General features: G+C 45.0%; 15 protein-coding genes and 1 pseudogene. 3 read left to right on the forward strand and 13 right to left on the reverse strand.

What is annotated here, in order from left to right; genetic code table 11:
• Positions 1 to 6: 6 nt before the first annotated feature.
• The 3 genes and pseudogenes from rsmG (at position 7) to gcvP (ending at position 4,177) form a co-directional block, all read left to right on the forward strand.
• Complete coding sequence (rsmG, locus tag BACFIN_RS10090) at positions 7 to 627, forward strand: 16S rRNA (guanine(527)-N(7))-methyltransferase RsmG (protein WP_007753169.1); 621 nt, start codon at positions 7 to 9, stop codon at positions 625 to 627.
• A gap of 40 nt (positions 628 to 667) precedes the next feature.
• A pseudogene (locus BACFIN_RS20770) lies at positions 668 to 1,307 on the forward strand (MBL fold metallo-hydrolase).
• A gap of 20 nt (positions 1,308 to 1,327) precedes the next feature.
• Positions 1,328 to 4,177: an aminomethyl-transferring glycine dehydrogenase gene (gene gcvP / locus BACFIN_RS10085; protein ID WP_007753175.1), complete on the forward strand. Its 2,850-nt coding sequence runs from the start codon at positions 1,328 to 1,330 to the stop codon at positions 4,175 to 4,177.
• Between the two features lie 150 nt (positions 4,178 to 4,327).
• Here the strand turns inward: gcvP and BACFIN_RS10080 are convergent, their stop codons facing one another.
• The 13 genes from BACFIN_RS10080 to BACFIN_RS10020 form a co-directional block, all read right to left on the reverse strand.
• The gene (locus tag BACFIN_RS10080; protein WP_007753177.1) at positions 4,328 to 4,897 is read right to left on the reverse strand and encodes a nitroreductase family protein; all 570 of its coding nucleotides are present in this window, start codon (positions 4,895 to 4,897) and stop codon (positions 4,328 to 4,330) included.
• 70 nt (positions 4,898 to 4,967) lie between these two features.
• Positions 4,968 to 6,053, reverse strand: a complete 1,086-nt coding sequence (locus BACFIN_RS10075; RefSeq protein ID WP_007753179.1) for an HpaII family restriction endonuclease — start codon at positions 6,051 to 6,053, stop codon at positions 4,968 to 4,970.
• A gap of 103 nt (positions 6,054 to 6,156) precedes the next feature.
• Entirely contained in the window at positions 6,157 to 6,936 is a 780-nt protein-coding gene (locus BACFIN_RS10070; protein ID WP_374728455.1) for a C39 family peptidase, read from the reverse strand.
• A 79-nt stretch (positions 6,937 to 7,015) separates the two neighbouring features.
• The gene (locus BACFIN_RS10065) at positions 7,016 to 7,633 is read right to left on the reverse strand and encodes an IMPACT family protein (protein WP_007753183.1); all 618 of its coding nucleotides are present in this window, start codon (positions 7,631 to 7,633) and stop codon (positions 7,016 to 7,018) included.
• Positions 7,634 to 7,867: 234 nt separating this feature from the next.
• A complete protein-coding gene (locus BACFIN_RS10060) occupies positions 7,868 to 9,115 on the reverse strand; it encodes a DUF1015 domain-containing protein (RefSeq protein WP_007753185.1) in 1,248 nt (415 codons plus the stop codon).
• Positions 9,116 to 9,202: 87 nt separating this feature from the next.
• Positions 9,203 to 10,123 (reverse strand): NAD(P)-dependent oxidoreductase, encoded by a 921-nt coding sequence (locus tag BACFIN_RS10055; RefSeq protein WP_007753186.1) that lies wholly within the window; start codon positions 10,121 to 10,123, stop codon positions 9,203 to 9,205.
• Positions 10,124 to 10,231: 108 nt separating this feature from the next.
• Positions 10,232 to 11,299, reverse strand: a complete 1,068-nt coding sequence (gene serC, locus BACFIN_RS10050) for a 3-phosphoserine/phosphohydroxythreonine transaminase (RefSeq protein ID WP_007753195.1) — start codon at positions 11,297 to 11,299, stop codon at positions 10,232 to 10,234.
• 186 nt (positions 11,300 to 11,485) lie between these two features.
• The gene (locus tag BACFIN_RS10045; RefSeq protein WP_032839586.1) at positions 11,486 to 12,820 is read right to left on the reverse strand and encodes a DEAD/DEAH box helicase; all 1,335 of its coding nucleotides are present in this window, start codon (positions 12,818 to 12,820) and stop codon (positions 11,486 to 11,488) included.
• A gap of 122 nt (positions 12,821 to 12,942) precedes the next feature.
• Complete coding sequence (gene nqrF, locus BACFIN_RS10040; RefSeq protein ID WP_007753209.1) at positions 12,943 to 14,217, reverse strand: NADH:ubiquinone reductase (Na(+)-transporting) subunit F; 1,275 nt, start codon at positions 14,215 to 14,217, stop codon at positions 12,943 to 12,945.
• An 18-nt stretch (positions 14,218 to 14,235) separates the two neighbouring features.
• Entirely contained in the window at positions 14,236 to 14,862 is a 627-nt protein-coding gene (nqrE, locus tag BACFIN_RS10035; protein WP_007753211.1) for an NADH:ubiquinone reductase (Na(+)-transporting) subunit E, read from the reverse strand.
• Positions 14,863 to 14,892: 30 nt separating this feature from the next.
• The gene (locus BACFIN_RS10030; RefSeq protein ID WP_007753212.1) at positions 14,893 to 15,534 is read right to left on the reverse strand and encodes an NADH:ubiquinone reductase (Na(+)-transporting) subunit D; all 642 of its coding nucleotides are present in this window, start codon (positions 15,532 to 15,534) and stop codon (positions 14,893 to 14,895) included.
• Positions 15,535 to 15,555: 21 nt separating this feature from the next.
• Positions 15,556 to 16,230, reverse strand: a complete 675-nt coding sequence (locus BACFIN_RS10025; protein WP_032839587.1) for a Na(+)-translocating NADH-quinone reductase subunit C — start codon at positions 16,228 to 16,230, stop codon at positions 15,556 to 15,558.
• Positions 16,231 to 16,243: 13 nt separating this feature from the next.
• A complete protein-coding gene (locus BACFIN_RS10020) occupies positions 16,244 to 17,416 on the reverse strand; it encodes an NADH:ubiquinone reductase (Na(+)-transporting) subunit B (protein ID WP_007753214.1) in 1,173 nt (390 codons plus the stop codon).
• Positions 17,417 to 17,426: the final 10 nt, after the last annotated feature.

Raw genomic sequence — 17,426 nt, forward strand, 5'->3', positions numbered from 1 at the left:
ACAGCAGTGGAAATCATACTGAAATATTTTCCTGATCTGACAGAAGAGCAGCGTAAACAATTTGCAGCTCTATATGACCTCTACATCGACTGGAACTCAAAAATCAACGTTATCTCCCGTAAGGATATCGAGAATTTATATGAACATCATGTGCTCCATTCGTTAGGCATTGCAAAAGTAATTCAATTCCGTCCCGGCACCAGTGTTATGGATTTAGGTACGGGCGGAGGTTTTCCGGGCATTCCTTTAGCAATATTATTTCCGGAAACCCAATTTCATCTGGTTGACAGTATCGGTAAGAAAGTGCGCGTAGCCACTGAAGTGGCAAATGCCATCGGATTGAAAAATGTCACTTTCCGCCATGCCCGTGCCGAAGAAGAGAAGAGAATGTTCGATTTCGTTGTCAGCCGTGCAGTCATGCCTCTGGCGGATCTGATAAAGATCATCAAGAAAAACATTTCTTCCAAACAGCAGAATGCGTTGCCAAACGGATTGATCTGCCTTAAAGGCGGTGAGCTGGAACACGAAACAATGCCTTTCAAACATAAGACGGTCATTCACAACCTAAGTGACAATTTTAAGGAAGAGTTCTTTGAAACCAAAAAAGTGGTATATGTTCCGATTTAGAAACTATATGCTTGATATATAAGATAAATCATAGAGAACCATGAAAATAAAGAGATTTGAGTTTAATATGTTTCCCGTAAACTGTTATGTTTTATGGGATGAAACAAAGGAAGCGGTTGTTATCGATCCGGGCTGCTTTTACGAAGAAGAAAAGCAGGTACTAAAAAAATTACATTCTATCAAATGAACTGAACGTGAAACATCTGCTGAATACTCATCTACACTTGGATCACATTTTCGGAAACCCGTTCATGCTCAAAGAGTTCGGTCTGTCGGCAGAAGCAAACAAAGCGGATGAATATTGGATCGACGAAGCACCGAAGCAAAGTAGGATGTTTGGTTTTCAGTTGCAGGAAGCCCCTGTGCCATTGGGCAAATACTTGCATGATGGAGATATTATCACCTTCGGACATACCCAACTGGAAGCAATCCATGTGCCCGGCCATTCTCCCGGCAGTCTGGTGTACTATTGCAAAGAAGAGCACTGTATGTTTTCCGGTGATGTCCTGTTTCAAGGCAGTATCGGACGTGCAGACCTTACAGGAGGTAACTTCGACGAACTGATAGAGCACATTTGCAGCCGTCTGTTCGTACTCCCTAACGAAACCGTCGTATATCCGGGACACGGTGCTCCTACGACCATCGGAATGGAAAAAGCAGAAAACCCTTTTTTTAGATAAAATATAATCCCCCACAAATTATGAAAACCGATTTGTTAGCTAGCCGTCACATCGGCATCAATGAACAAGACACAGCCGTAATGCTTCGCAAGATTGGTGTAGAATCATTAGACGAACTTATTGACAAAACAATTCCTGCCAATATCCGGCTGAAAGAACCGCTTGCATTGACTAGTCCGTTGACGGAATACGAATTTGGAAAACACATAGCCACATTGGCTGGTAAAAACAAACTTTATACGACCTATATTGGATTGGGTTGGTATAATACGATTACTCCTGCCGTCATTCAACGGAATGTATTCGAGAATCCGGTGTGGTACACCTCTTATACTCCTTATCAGACGGAAGTATCACAGGGACGTCTGGAAGCATTGATGAACTTTCAGACTGCCGTATGTGACCTCACCGCCATGCCGCTAGCCAACTGCTCATTGCTCGACGAAGGTACTGCCGCTGCCGAAGCCGTAAGTATGATGTATGCCCTCCGCTCACGCGCACAGCAAAAGTCCGGCGCCAATGTAGTCTTTGTGGACGAAAATATTTTCCCGCAGACATTGGCTGTTATGACAACACGTGCCGTTCCTCAAGGTATCGAACTGCGTGTCGGCAAATATAAAGAGTTCGAACCTTCACCGGAAATATTCGCCTGCCTCTTGCAATATCCCAATTCCAACGGAAATGTGGAAGACTATGCCGCATTCACAGAGAAAGCGCATACGGCAGAATGCAAAGTGGCTGTTGCTGCCGATATTCTGAGCCTTGCCCTGCTGACTCCTCCGGGAGAATGGGGAGCGGACATCGTGTTTGGAACAACGCAACGTTTAGGTACGCCCATGTTCTATGGCGGTCCGTCTGCAGCCTACTTCGCCACACGGGATGAGTATAAGCGGAATATGCCGGGACGAATCATCGGATGGTCTAAAGATAAATATGGAAAACTCTGTTACCGGATGGCATTGCAGACTCGCGAACAGCACATCAAACGTGAAAAAGCGACCTCAAATATATGCACGGCACAGGCTCTGTTGGCCACAATGGCAGGCTTCTATGCAGTCTACCACGGACAGGAAGGAATTTCGACCATTGCCTCCCGCATCCACAGTATCACAGTGTTTCTCGACAAGCAACTGAAGAAATTCGGTTACACGCAAGTAAATGCACAATATTTCGACACACTGCGTTTTGAATTGCCCGAACACGTTTCCGCACAACAGATTCGCACGATTGCTCTTAGCAAGGAAGTTAATCTGAGGTATTACGAGAACGGAGACGTAGGTTTCAGTATTGACGAAACAACGGACATTGCAGCCGTTAATGTGCTGCTTTCCATTTTCGCCATTGCCTCCGGAAAGGACTATCAGAAGGTAGACGACATCCCGGAAAGAAATACGATCAGCAAAGCCTTGAAACGTACGACTCCTTTCCTTACCCATGAAGTGTTCAGAAAATATCATACGGAAACGGAAATGATGCGTTATATCAAACGCTTGGATCGAAAGGATATCTCATTGGCGCAATCCATGATCTCTCTCGGATCATGCACCATGAAGCTGAATGCAGCCGCAGAAATGTTGCCTTTAAGCCGTTCCGAGTTTATGGGAATGCATCCGTTAGTTCCGGAAGACCAGGCGGAAGGGTATCGTGAACTTATAAGGAATTTGAGTGACGACTTGAAGATTATTACCGGCTTCGCCGGTGTCAGCCTACAACCGAATTCGGGGGCTGCGGGAGAATATACGGGCCTTCGCGTTATTCGTGCCTATCTGGAAAGTATAGGTCAAGGACACCGGAACAAGATATTGATACCCGCATCGGCTCATGGAACGAATCCTGCATCGGCTATCCAGGCGGGATTTACAACAATCACCTGCGCGTGCGACGAGCACGGAAATGTGAAGATGGATGACTTACGTACCAAAGCCGAAGAGAACAAGGAGGAATTGGCTGCGCTGATGATCACTTATCCCTCCACCCACGGTATATTTGAAACGGAAATAAAAGAGATCTGCGACATTATCCATGCTTGCGGAGCGCAAGTATATATGGATGGAGCCAATATGAACGCGCAAGTGGGATTGACTAATCCGGGATTCATCGGCGCGGATGTCTGCCACTTGAATCTTCATAAGACATTCGCCTCACCACACGGTGGCGGAGGTCCGGGAGTAGGTCCTATCTGTGTAGCGGAACATCTGGTTCCTTTCCTGCCCGGACACGGTATCTTCGGCAATACACAGAATCAGGTATCGTCCGCTCCGTTCGGTAGTGCGGGTATTCTCCCCATTACATACGGATATATCCGGATGATGGGTACGGAAGGACTCACCCAAGCTACAAAAATAGCGATCTTGAACGCCAACTATCTGGCTGCCTGTCTGAAAGATACATACGGCATTGTCTATCGTGGAGCAAATGGTTTTGTTGGTCATGAGATGATTCTGGAATGCCGCAAAGTGTACGAAGAGACCGGTATCTCCGAAAATGACATCGCCAAGCGTTTGATGGACTACGGTTATCATGCCCCTACCCTCTCATTCCCTGTTCACGGCACATTGATGATTGAACCTACGGAAAGCGAGAGTTTGGCGGAATTGGATAACTTCGTAGCTGTCATGCTGAATATCTGGAAAGAGATTCAGGAAGTGAAGAATGGCGAAGCGGACAAGAACGATAATGTATTGGCTAACGCGCCGCATCCGGAATACGAGGTTGTGAATGACCGTTGGGAACATTCCTACACACGTGAGAAGGCAGCTTATCCGATAGAGAGTGTACGCGATAATAAATTCTGGGCAAATGTAGCACGTGTAGACAACACATTGGGAGACCGTAAGTTGCTACCCACTCGCTATGATACCTTTGAGTAAGCCCGGGGCTCACATTCCTTGAGGTGTGGGCTTATTTCTATAAGCCAAGGGGGCAAACAAACTGAAGCCTTGGAGAAACATTGATTTCCCCAAGGCTTATGCTTTGTGACATAGAAGATAAGTCCAAGTGTAAATCTGAAAGTATGATTTCTACTTAACAATAGTTACAGTATCCGCTTTTACCTTCTTCTCTTTCATTGGAATCTTCGGATCGCCATATCCTAACGCAACACAGCCATATACTTTATGACTAACCGGTACTCCCAATGCAGTGATAAATTCACGTACTCCGGGATCATCACAAGTCGTACCTAACTGATTGATCCAACAAGAGCCGATACCTAAAGACTGTGCAGCCAAAAACATATTCTCTATTGCACAAGCGCAATCCATACCCGCCCACCATTGAGTAGGTTCGTTCGAAACGATTACCAAAGTCGGGGCATGATAGTAACAGCAATAAGCCTTATTGCGGGCACGTTCCTGCAAACGGACATCATCACTTTTAGCAAAAGCTCCTTTTATGCGTTCATTTAGTTCTGCCAGTTTACTGACATTCTGGATAGCAGTGAAATGCCATGTTTCCAAATGCATTCCACTCGGAGCATACGTTGCAGCCTCCAGGATTGTCCGCAAATCTTCTTCCGGAACTTGTTGCTCCGTATAAGCACGCACGCTACGGCGCGCCTTGATGTTTTCTAAAACTTCATTTGTTTTCATGGGCGACAAGTGTTTTATATAAGTATATCATCATTATTAGTTTGACAGTCTCAATACTTTGTACTTTTTCCTACCGTTTGACCAATCCGATCTTTGCGTTTAGTTTGAAATAATAGACCCCATTCTCCCTCTCCAAAAATCCGTATTTATCCTTCTCCAAAGATCCTTTTTCGAAGCGAGTATTCAGAAACAAGAAATCTTCCATCACTTGTTTCTCGGATTTATGGTAGCAAAGCACATCTCCATTACCATCTACCAGCAGAATACCTTCCACTGCCGAATCCAGCCCGGTATAAATCTTTGCAGGACGCATTCCCAATGCCAGTGCCATCAGAAATTGCTTTATTTTAAATTCATAGAACTTATGCTTGTTTATCAGCTCATCCTTGATCTTCAGCGGATTCATTTGTTTGATAATCTCCGTCAACTCACTCACACGCGATATGCCGTCAAGGTGCATAATACGAACCATCTCTGTCAGTACACGCGGGAAATGCAAATCAATCATCAAAAGATTGCTACGAAATACACGGTCGGCCACATCCGAATATTTAAGTACTCCTCCCAAACGTTCGATCATCATCATACGCTCGGCAACTTCATTAGGGCTCTCCGGCAAAGCATTGATCTTGTTTACTGTCGGAGTAGCAAATTTAATCCCGGTCTGCTCCAGCTTAAGATTCGCCGCACGCCCTCCATCCAACAATGGATTCATGGCACTCAACCGCGAACGGACATTAAATCCTCTCAAAGGCGCTTCCGAATGCCAGAATGCAATAGAGAAATCGGTGCGATCCTCCGTTTTTGCCTCCAAGTCGAAGATAGCCGCTTCATCCAGAAACTCCTCTACTCCATCCGGAGAGGTCACATCGTTTTCCGAAGAGGATTTAACCGCTTTCAGTATCAAGTCCGCTACGATACCGAAATCTTCACGAGACATAGTTTTAACTCCTGTTTCCCCTTCTATGCGAATCGTCTCTTCCTCAATATAATACCGACGTGTCCCGTCGTGCTCTTCCCTCTGAATCATTGCAACAGGCCAGAATATATCTCCTGCCTTTGCTTCCGCCGTGCCTAACGCTACTCTCCCGTCCGCCAACAAACGGAAGAAAGTATAAAGTTCACACCATTCTTTTTTAGTTGCTTCGAATGCCATATATTTTTTCTTTATTTTGCTACAACTGTTTTTATCTTAATCTAATTTTATCCTATCTCTGCGACTGCTATCTTCCTTATTATATATAGGCTATAAGCAACTCCTACTGATTGATAACCTGCGGCAAAATTGCAGACGGCACAACCGGAGGAAGGATATGAGTCACCTCTTCCAACGGAGGGAGCTTGCCGACTTGTGCAAACAGGGAGTTCCGTATCCATTCTCCGGGAGTGACTACGATAAATCGTCCCGTCCAGCAACCATCAAAATAAGAAGGATTGCCCGGCTGTTTCTTAATAGGATAACAGATGTTTTCCCCTTTGCTCCGCATCTCCGGTGAACGTCCGGGATCATTCACCCACACATATTTGTCATCAATACCGCGAAGTACCATCCAATGTCCTCTCGGACCGGGACGCAAACCACGAACCGCACCTGTATATCTCACATTCACAAGCACAGGTATACCACGATCGATATAATCTTTCAATATCCGATAATCTTTCTGCTGGAAATGTTCGGCACTTATCATGTTTTCATAATAGCGTGCCAAAGAATCAATTTCAAAAGAATAGTATCCTCCTTGCCCTATCGAAGTGCGACGACGGAAAGGAGCACGCTTTTTCAGAAAGTAATTCCGCTGATATTCAATCAGTTTCTGTTCTGCATCCTGAGCTGTGCGTTGCGTATCAGCCGTCATCCCTTTAAAATAATCAAAGACCATTAACGAGGAAGCCAGAGAACAATGCGAATAAGGGTATCCCGCTATTTTCTGCGAATACCAAGGAACAGGAATGTTGTTGGGAGCGAACTTTTGAGCTTCCTGTGCACAGGCTTGTACACCGTTCCACACAAGAAAAACCAAAAGTAATCTCGATATCATGTAGTATTTCTTTCTCATCCGGTTCAATTTCTCTTTCTCTCCTATTCTACTTTCAGTATATTAACTGGCACTTTTCCATTCAATGATTTTCTTCTTCATCCAAAATCCGAGCCGTTTCTACCTTTTCCAGCCGAGCACGCAGTTTCGCCATCATCGAACGACGAATGCGCAATGTCATACTGCAATCCATATCATACGACTGATTGAGTATTTCCGGTTCTTCTTCCTTCACGATACGCATTATATCATTCATAAAAGGATACTCAAACATAACAGTCACTTCCTCGTCCACCGTTTTTTCTATGATTGTAGCGGCAGCAATGGCTTCGGCAGCAGCAGCCTTGTAAGCTACAATCAATCCGCTTGTGCCCAACTTGATTCCACCGAAATAACGGACTACAATGATCAATATATCTGTCAACTCGTTCGAATTGATTTGTCCGAGAATCGGTTTTCCTGCAGTGCCCGAAGGCTCTCCGTTATCATTGGCCCGAAAATCCTTGCGTGCTGCTCCGAGCATATAGGCATAACACACATGGCGCGCATCATAGTATTTCTTCTGATACGTTTCAAGATGCGCCTTTATTTCATCAAGGCTACGCACAGGAAGAGCGATAGCGATAAACTTGCTTCGCTTTTCCGTATAAATACCTTCAGAGGGTTCGGAGATGGTTTTATAAGTATCTTCAGCAGTCATGTTGCAAAGATACGGCTTTACACGGAAAATACCATCTGTCGTTTGGAAATATTAAATGATACGTTTGCCACAAATATACGGTTGATGTGGCACAAAGGAGCAGTCGTTTCGCTATAAACAACCGCTCTTTTTCATCGAAACAAGCGGTCGATCTGACGCAATTAACCGTATGATTGCAACAGATCGACCGCTCAATTTTATAAGATATCAGCTCTTGTTATAAGATGACGGTTATTAATCCAACTTATGAATCACAAGTCCCGAACGGAGTTTGGGTTCAAACCAAGTGGTTTTCGGCGGCATGATATTACCAGTATCGGCAATGTCCATCAACTGTTTCATGGATACGGGATAGAGAGCCAAAGCCACTTTCATTTCACCGCTATCCACACGCTTCTTGAGCTCTCCCAAACCACGGATACCCCCCACAAAGTCGATGCGTTTATCCGAGCGTAAATCCTTGATTCCCAAAATCTCATCTAAAATCAAATTGGAAGAGATAGTAACGTCCAGCACACCGATAGGATCATTGTCATTATATGTGCCTGCTTTAGCTGTCAAGCTGTACCATTTGCTATCCAGATAAAGAGAGAAATTATGCAAACCGGAAGGCTTGTAGATATCTGTCCCTTTTTCTTCTACGATAAAGTTTTTGCCTAACGCATCAAGGAATTGTCCGGGAGTCAACCCGTTAAGATCTTTCACTACACGATTGTAATCGATAATGGTCAGTTGGTTGGCAGGGAAACAGACAGCCATAAAGTAGTTGTACTCTTCGTTGCCACGATGGTTAGGATTCTGTTTCGCCTTTTCTGCACCGACCAATGCGGCGGCGGCAGAACGATGATGACCGTCGGCAATATAAAGAGCCGGCATTTTAGCAAATTCTTCGGTAATGAGGGCAATGTCTTCCTCCCGGTCAACAATCCAGAAAGTATGACCGAAGCCATCACCCGGAGCGATGAAGTCGTAGACAGGTTTTTCTGCCGTATACTTCTTGATGATTGCATCCAACTTGTCATCATCAGGATAAGCGAAGAAAACAGGCTCGATGTTGGCATTATTCACACGAACGTGCTTCATACGGTCTTCCTCTTTGTCACGGCGGGTAAGTTCATGCTTTTTAATCACCCCATTCATATAATCGGGAACGTATGCGCCGACTACCAATCCGTATTGGGTTTTCCCGTTCATGGTCTGGGCGTAAATATAATAGTTTTCCTTGCCATCCTGCACCAACCAGCCTTTATCCTGAAACAGTTGGAAATTTTCTGCAGCTTTGGCATACACACGCTCATCATGCTCGTCTGTACCTACCGGGAAATCAATCTCCGGTTTAATGATATGATAAAGAGACTTTTCGTTACCTTCCGCTTCTACGCGGGCCTCTTCGGAGTTCAATACGTCGTAAGGACGTGAAGCGACCTGCTCTACCAGGTCTTGCGGAGGACGAATGCCCTTAAAAGGTTTAATTATTGCCATGATATTAGTATTTTAGATGTAAAAAATAAAAGCCACAGACTTATTTAAAATCTGTGGCTCAAATATACTATTTATTTCTATGAAATATTATTTATTCACACGGAATTTTTCGCAACCGTCCTTCAAGAAGCCTACAATCTGTTTAGCGGCAGCAATACCGGCATTGATATTGGCTTCGGCCGTCTGCGCTCCCATCTTCTTCGGAGTAGAGAAATAACGTCCGGCAAACTTCTCTGCAAATTCCGCATTAGCGGCAGGCATAATATCTGTGATATATTTGAAGTCGGCACGTTCCTCCATCAATTTAATCAGCTCAGCCTCATTGATAACTTCCTTACGGGCTGTATTGACCAACATCGCACCTTTCGGCATGTCCTTCAACAGAGCATAATTGATAGAATTCTTCGTTTCGGCAGTTGCAGGGATATGCAATGACACTACTTGGCAAGTCTTATAGAGTTCTTCTGCAGAATCCAGCGCTTTCACACCGTCTTTCTCGATTACTTCTTTCGGGCAGAATGCATCGTAAGCATACACTTCCATTCCAAAACCTTTGGCAATGCGGGCTACGTTACGGCCTACGTTTCCATAAGCGTGAATACCCAGTTTCTTACCCATCAATTCTGTACCGGAAGTACCGTTGTAGAAGTTGCGGACAGCATATACCATCATACCCAAAGCCAGTTCGGCAACAGCATTCGAGTTCTGTCCCGGAGTGTTCATCACACATACATTGTGGGCAGTGGCAGCGGCCAAATCCACGTTATCGTAGCCAGCACCGGCACGAACTACAATCTTCAGTTCTTTAGCGGCATCAAGCACTTCCGCGTCAATGATATCACTACGGATAATAATGGCATTCGCATCTTTCACTGCATCCAGCAACTGGGCTTTATCTGTATATTTCTCAAGTAAAGCAAGCTCGTATCCGGCTGCTTCTATTTCTTTACGAATACCGTCTACTGCCACTTTAGCAAACGGTTTCTCAGTAGCTACAAGTACTTTCATATTCTGATTCTATTTATAAAGGCTCACCACAGATTACGCAGATTTCCACAGATTATAGAACCTTAGAAATCTGTGCCAATCCGTGTAATCTGTGGTGAAAATAATATATTAATGAAGTTTCTCAAATTCCTGCATACAATCGATCAATGCCTGCACGCTTTCTTTCGGCATAGCGTTATAGCAAGATGCTCGGAAACCACCTACCGAACGGTGTCCCTTGATACCTACCATACCTTTTTCAGTAGCAAACTTCAAGAAGTCGGCTTCGAGGTCTTTGTATTCGGGAGCCATTACGAAACAGATATTCATGCGTGAACGGTCTTCCTTAGCGGCAGTACCCACGAACATTTTGTTACGGTCGATTTCTGCATACAACATATCAGCTTTTTCGATAGCACGACGTTCCATTTCTTTCACACCACCCTGTGCTTTGATCCAGCGCAAAGTCAGCAATGCAGCGTAGATAGGCACAACAGGAGGAGTATTGAACATAGAACCGCCATCAATGTGAGTCTGATAATTCAACATTGTCGGGATGTAGCGGGAAACTTTTCCCACAGCGTCATTCTTCACAATTACGAATGTCACACCGGCAGGAGCCAGGTTCTTCTGTGCACCACCATAAATACAGATATATTTGGAAACGTCGATCGGACGTGAGAAAATGTCAGAAGACATATCGGCAACCATAGGAACCGGAGAATCAAGATCTTTCTTTAATTCCGTACCGTAAATGGTGTTGTTAGTAGTAATGTGGAAATAATCTGCATCTGCCGGGATTGTATAGTCTTTGGGGATATAAGTATATGTAGCTTCAGCAGAGGAAGCAACTTCTACAACTTCACCAAATCCTTTAGCTTCTTTCATCGCTTTTTTAGCCCATACACCTGTGTTCAGATAAGCAGCCTTTTTTTCCAGGAAGTTATAAGGAACCATGCAGAACTCCATACTAGCACCTCCACCCAGGAACAGTACCGAATAGCCTTCGGGGATATTAAGTAATTCCTTGAATAATGCCTCTGCTTCGTCAACCACAGGTTGGAAGTCTTTGGCGCGGTGGCTGATTTCCATCAAAGAGAGACCAGAGCCGTTGAAATCTAAAATAGCCTTCGCTGTATCCTCTATCACCTCACGCGGAAGAATGGAAGGTCCTGCATTGAAATTATGCTTTTTCATTTGAAGTTTGTTTTTGGTTTAACAATTTCGTTACTTTTGTCTTTTGACCTTGCGAATTTACGAATTTATTTCCGCCGCACAAATCTTTCCTTATAAAAATACTGTTTTAAAGCAGATTTTCCTTTCTTTTTATTGGTTTATACAGGATATATACACCATATTGTTATCCGTAGATGTCAACCTATCCTACTTTGCCTCCTCAATAATGGTTTTCATACCTTTTATCTTCTCGCCTTGAATCAGATTCAGGAGTTGTTTGACCTTTGCACGCCGGACAGCGACAAAAGCATAATGCTCTTTCACATCTATCGCTCCTACATCTTCACGAGTCAGATTACCTTTCTTATACAAGAATCCGGCAATGTCCATTTTGCTTAGTTTTTCCTTCTTGCCCTTACCTATATATATAGTACTCCAAACAGATTTGGGCGGACGGGGTGGATTTTCAGGCAATGCGACGGTTTCCATATCTTCCGGGATATAGGCAGGGAGTTTCTCCTCGGCATGAAGAATCAAATAAGAAGTTCCGGTAGCGTCCCAACGTGCCGTACGCCCGTTCCGATGCGTAAAGGCTTCCTCATTCACGGGCAAGTGATAGTGGATGATGTGCTCAATCTCCGGAATATCCAGTCCACGGGCAGCCAAGTCGGTAGATATCAACACGTGGCAACTGCCGTTACGGAACTTATATAATGCCCGCTCACGATCCGGCTGTTCCATACCGCCATGAAAACGTTCGGCAAACAGTTTCTTATCCGCCAGCAGTTTTTGCACACGATCCACCGCATCCCGATGATTGCAGAAAACAATGCTCGAACTGCTTCCCAATGTGCAAAGCAGATTGTATAAAGTATCAACTTTATCTTTTGCCGGAGAAAATACTTTCATCAATTTCAAACGGGACTCCTGTTCGTCGGCAGCATCCGGCAAGAAGTTCAGTCTGACTGTACGGTTCAGCCCTGTAAATTCCGGGATCTCTTCTGCGTCGGTTGCAGAAAGCAACATCCGCTTTTTCAGTCCGGGCAGTTGCGTGATAATCTCTGCCATCTCATCATGGAAACCGAATTCTAATGATTTATCAAATTCATCGATGATCAAAGTTTCAATCGTTTCGGGATTGAAATTTCCTTTAGATAGATGGTCGGTAATACGTCCCGGAGTACCAATAATAATAGCGGGATGATTGCCTGATATACTCTTCTTTTCTTCCGCGATAGGATGTCCGCCATAGCAACAACAGGTCTTCCAAGCAGTTCCCATTGCCTTAAATACACTATCAATTTGCAGAGCCAGCTCACGTGAAGGAACCAGAATCAAAACCTGTACATTGTCATTGCCAGGTTTCAGCGTGAGCAATAAAGGCAACAAATAGGCAAGTGTCTTTCCCGACCCGGTCGGCGACAACAAGATAACGTCTTTCCTTCCGGTAGCCTGTTCCAGTGACGCTTCCTGCATCGGATTCAACTCTTCAATCTTCAGGTTGTGAAGGGCTGACTGTATAATTTCATTTTTCTCTAACATGGCGACAAAGATAGCAAAAAGAAGCGGGAAATCTGAGAAGCACATCGGCTTTTTCAGATTTCCCGCTCTGTCTTATATTATCCGCCGATCGTCCTACCGACCGGTTTGACACTTCTCAGATACTATCCTCCGAAGTTATCGAACATCAAGTTCTGTGCCGGAACACCGAGATCGTCGAGCATTTTCTCAACGGCTTTCGACATCGGGCCAGGACCACACATATAGTATTCAATATCTTCAGGAGCTTCGTGATTCTTCAAGTAAGTTTCATAAATCACATTATGAACGAATCCCGGGGTATACTTCACACCTGCGGCGTCGGCAGCAGGATCCGGACGGTCAAGTGCCAGATGGAATGAGAAGTTCGGGAAATCCTTTTCGATTTGCAGGAAGTCTTCCAAGTAGAACACTTCGTTCAAGGCACGGGCACCATAGAAGTAAGACATCTTGCGGTTGGTAGTATGCAACGTCTTCGTCAAGTGCATGATTTGCGCACGCAACGGAGCCATACCGGCACCACCACCGATCCACATCATTTCCTTGTCGGAATTGAAGATCGGGTGGAAGTCTCCGTAAGGACCACTCATGATTACCTTGTCACCCGGTTTCAGGGTAAAGATATAAGAAGAAGCGATACCCGGCATCACATCCATAAATCCAGGTCCCTGATCTTTCGGTTTGAACGGAGGAGTAGCGATACGTACTGTCAACATGATACGGTCACCTTCGGCAGGATAGTTCGCCATAGAATAGGCACGAATCGTCTCTTCGTCATTTCTACATTTCAATCCCATCAGGCCGAATTTCTCCCATGCAGGCAAGTATTCGTCACCGATCAGACTCTTATCAATATCCTTGTCATAGTCCATTGAGAATTTAGGAATCTTGATCTGCGCGTAAGAACCCGGAATAAAGTCCATGTGTTCGCCCTTAGGCAAAGCAACGATAAACTCTTTGATAAATGTAGCTACGTTCTTGTTGGAGATAACCTCGCACTCCCACTCTTTTACGCCAAGTATAGACTCATCAATCTTGATAGACATATCCCCTTTCACTTTCACCTGGCAGCCCAGACGCCAATGATCTTGTTGCTGTTTGCGGCTGAAATGAGGAATTTCCGAAGGAAGGATCTCTCCACCACCTTCGAGCACCTGGCATTTGCACTGTCCGCAAGACCCCTTACCACCACAAGCGGATGACAGGAATATACCATTCACAGACAGCGTATTCAGCAAAGTAGAGCCGGAAGCCACCTCCAGTTCCTTTTCGCCATTAATTGTCAGTTTCACGTCACCTGAAGGCACCAGGAAGTTCTTGGCAACCAACAGGATAACCACAAGCAAGAGAATAACCACAAGGAATACCCCAATGCTCGCTAATATTAAATTCATATCCATTGTCTTATTCCTTTCTTTTTAGATGTTCAAACCAGAGAAACACATAAATGCGATTGCCATCAGACCTACTGTGATAAATGTGATACCCAAACCCTTCAACGGAGCAGGCACATCAGAGTAAGCCATCTTCTCACGGATAGCAGCCAGACCAACGATAGCCAGCAACCAACCGATACCCGAACCCAGCGCGTATGAGATAGCATCCCAGATGTCACCGATATATTTCGGATCGCTCGGACCTAGGTTGATACGTTGTTGCATAAACAGAGAAGCACCCATGATAGCACAGTTAACGGCAATCAGCGGAAGGAAGATACCCAATGAAGCGTAGAGCGAAGGGCTGAAACGTTCCACCACCATCTCCACCAATTGCACGATACCGGCAATAACGGCAATGAAAAGAATAAAACTCAAGAAACTAAGGTCGACACCTTCGATAATAGCGTTGGCAGCCAGCACCTTAGTCTGCAACAGATAGTTGACCGGAAGCGTCACCAGCAACACGAAAGTCACGGCGATACCCAGTCCTACGGCAGTCTTCACATTCTTCGATACAGCCAGGTATGAACACATACCCAAGAAGAACGCGAATATCATGTTGTCCACAAAGATAGAGCGGACGAATAAGCTTAATAAATGTTCCATATCTTTTAATTAAGAATTAAGAATGAAGAATTAATTACTTTCTTCCTGCAGTTCTTTGTGACGTGAACGTTGGTACCAGATAATGCAAGCGACGATAATCAGCGCCATCGGAGGCATCAACATCAGACCGTTGTTCACGTATCCGATTTTCTGAATAGGCTCGTAGTTCAAGATGTTGAAACCGAGCAATGTTCCCGAACCCAGCAGTTCGCGGAAGAACGCAACGATAACAAGAATCTTGGCGTAACCCAATCCGTTACCTACACCATCCAGGAAAGATTCCCACGGGCCGTTCTGCATGGCAAATGCTTCCAGGCGTCCCATCAGGATACAGTTGGTAATGATCAGACCTACATATACAGAAAGCTGCACGCTTACATCGTATGCAAATGCTTTCAGAATCTCACTTACGATAGTCACCAACGCAGCTACCACAACCAACTGAACGATGATACGGATACGGTTAGGAATGGTTTTGCGCAACAATGAAATCACCACGTTAGAAAACGCCGTAATAACCGTAACCGAAAGTCCCATCACGATAGCAGGCTCCAGTTTTGCGGTAACGGCAAGTGCGGAACAGATACCGAGCACCTGTACGGTTACCGGATTGTCTATTCCCAACGGAGCAGAGAATACTTCTTTATTCTTCTTCGAAAACAATTGTCCCATATTCTATTTTTCTCCTCCTCATTATTTAGTTAAAAATTTCACGTATTCTTTCAAACACTTTTTCAGCATAGTGTCCACGCCTACCGAAGTGATTGTACCACCGGAGATACCATCCACCTGATAATCAGCTTTCTCCACCTTACCATGTTTCACCACACTCAAGGCAACACTATCATTCGCCAATGTTTTCTTGCCCACAAATTCCTGTTGGAACCAGTCAGTTGCGATCTCAGCACCCAACCCCGGAGTTTCACTCGCATGAGAGAAATAAGTACCGTATACAGTATCTTTGTCCTCATTCAGTGCGACATATCCCCAGATAGCGCCCCAAAGACCTACACCGTAAACAGGAACTACGTATTTCGTCTGTCCGTCCACTTCGCAGACAAACACATGAAGACGTTTTTTCTCTTTCGCTTCTTTCTCATAGTTCGTAGCAAAGTCTCCTGTGTTTTCGGTCAACGTACCGTCAGCGTTCATCAGCATATCGCCTTTCACATATTTCTTATATTCAGCATCCGCATCCTCCACATTCTTAATATTCAATGCGGCAAGAATCTGCTTCTTCGTATCCAACTGTACATTCTTGTCTTGCGTAGCTTTCAGTGAAGAGCTGACGAATGCCAGAAGGAATGCAACGATAATAACCATTACCGAAGCATAAATGATAGTATAACTGTTACTATTTGTATTCATTTTCATTCGGTATTTATTGGTTAGACTTGATAGCACGTTTTTCACGACGGCTGATATTGCCCTGTACCACACAGTAGTCGATCAACGGAGCGAAGATGTTCATCAACAGGATGGCGAGCATCATACCTTCCGGATAACCCGGGTTCAGCACACGGATGACAACAGCCATCACACCGATGAGGAATCCGAAGATATACTTGCCTTTTTCAGTACGTGCGGACGTTACGGGGTCGGTAGCCATAAATACGGCGCCGAAACAGAAACCGCCGAGCACAAGATGTTCGTACCACGGCATATTTGCCATAGCATTGCCTTCCATGCCGATCGCGTTGAATACCCATGCCATGAACGCGCCACCTACAAATACGGAAATCATTGTCTTCCAACTAGCAACGCCTGTCCAAAGCAAGATAACCGCACCAATCAGAATAGCGATCACACTGGTTTCACCGATCGAACCGGGAATCAGCCCTGTCACCATGTCCATACTGAACTCAGGAGCAGCGCCTGTCGTAGCGGCCACACCGAGCGGAGTGGCAACCGTCAATCCATCCACCGTCTGTCCCAAACCGAAGATACTGTCGCCCGACACCCAAACGGCATCACCGGACATCTTGGTCGGATATGCGAAGAACAGGAATGCGCGAGTGATCAATGCCACATTAAAGATATTCATACCTGTACCGCCGAAAACCTCTTTTGCGAAGATCACAGAGAATGCGGTAGCTACGGCAAGAATCCACAGCGGACAGTCTACCGGAACGATCATCGGGATCAGGATACCGGAAACGAGGAATCCTTCCTGAATTTCCTCCTTCTTCCATTGAGCCACAACGAACTCAATACCCAGACCTACCACGTATGATACGATAATTTTCGGCAACACTGCCAGGAATCCGTAGATAAACATCTCAAAGAAACTACCGGTAGCGCCCGTGTGAGTGAAATGCTGATAACCTACGTTGTACATACCGAACAAGAGAGCCGGTATTAACGAAATAACCACAATCGACATGATGCGTTTGCTATCGATTGCGTCGTGTATGTGCGTTCCCGTTTTCGCAGTCTTGCTGGGCACGAACAGGAATGTTTCGAAGCCGTCGAACACCGACTGGAATGCGTGGAATTTGCCGCCTTCTTCAAAGTTCGGCTTTATCTTATCGAGATAATTTCTTAACGCTTTCATTAATATATTT

It is taken from the genome of Bacteroides finegoldii DSM 17565, assembly GCF_000156195.1.
Classification (GTDB): domain Bacteria; phylum Bacteroidota; class Bacteroidia; order Bacteroidales; family Bacteroidaceae; genus Bacteroides; species Bacteroides finegoldii.

Bases quoted from the DNA above. Each gene is read 5' to 3' on its own strand.
- gcvP (WP_007753175.1), top strand. From the start codon at position 1,328: ATGAAAACCGATTTGTTAGCTAGCCGTCACATCGGCATCAATGAACAA.
- BACFIN_RS10080 (WP_007753177.1), bottom strand. From the start codon at position 4,897: ATGAAAACAAATGAAGTTTTAGAAAACATCAAGGCGCGCCGTAGCGTG.
- BACFIN_RS10075 (WP_007753179.1), bottom strand. From the start codon at position 6,053: ATGGCATTCGAAGCAACTAAAAAAGAATGGTGTGAACTTTATACTTTC.
- BACFIN_RS10070 (WP_374728455.1), bottom strand. From the start codon at position 6,936: ATGATATCGAGATTACTTTTGGTTTTTCTTGTGTGGAACGGTGTACAA.
- BACFIN_RS10065 (WP_007753183.1), bottom strand. From the start codon at position 7,633: ATGACTGCTGAAGATACTTATAAAACCATCTCCGAACCCTCTGAAGGT.
- BACFIN_RS10060 (WP_007753185.1), bottom strand. From the start codon at position 9,115: ATGGCAATAATTAAACCTTTTAAGGGCATTCGTCCTCCGCAAGACCTG.
- BACFIN_RS10055 (WP_007753186.1), bottom strand. From the start codon at position 10,123: ATGAAAGTACTTGTAGCTACTGAGAAACCGTTTGCTAAAGTGGCAGTA.
- serC (WP_007753195.1), bottom strand. From the start codon at position 11,299: ATGAAAAAGCATAATTTCAATGCAGGACCTTCCATTCTTCCGCGTGAG.
- BACFIN_RS10045 (WP_032839586.1), bottom strand. From the start codon at position 12,820: ATGTTAGAGAAAAATGAAATTATACAGTCAGCCCTTCACAACCTGAAG.
- nqrF (WP_007753209.1), bottom strand. From the start codon at position 14,217: ATGGATATGAATTTAATATTAGCGAGCATTGGGGTATTCCTTGTGGTT.
- nqrE (WP_007753211.1), bottom strand. From the start codon at position 14,862: ATGGAACATTTATTAAGCTTATTCGTCCGCTCTATCTTTGTGGACAAC.
- BACFIN_RS10030 (WP_007753212.1), bottom strand. From the start codon at position 15,534: ATGGGACAATTGTTTTCGAAGAAGAATAAAGAAGTATTCTCTGCTCCG.
- BACFIN_RS10025 (WP_032839587.1), bottom strand. From the start codon at position 16,230: ATGAATACAAATAGTAACAGTTATACTATCATTTATGCTTCGGTAATG.
- BACFIN_RS10020 (WP_007753214.1), bottom strand. From the start codon at position 17,416: ATGAAAGCGTTAAGAAATTATCTCGATAAGATAAAGCCGAACTTTGAA.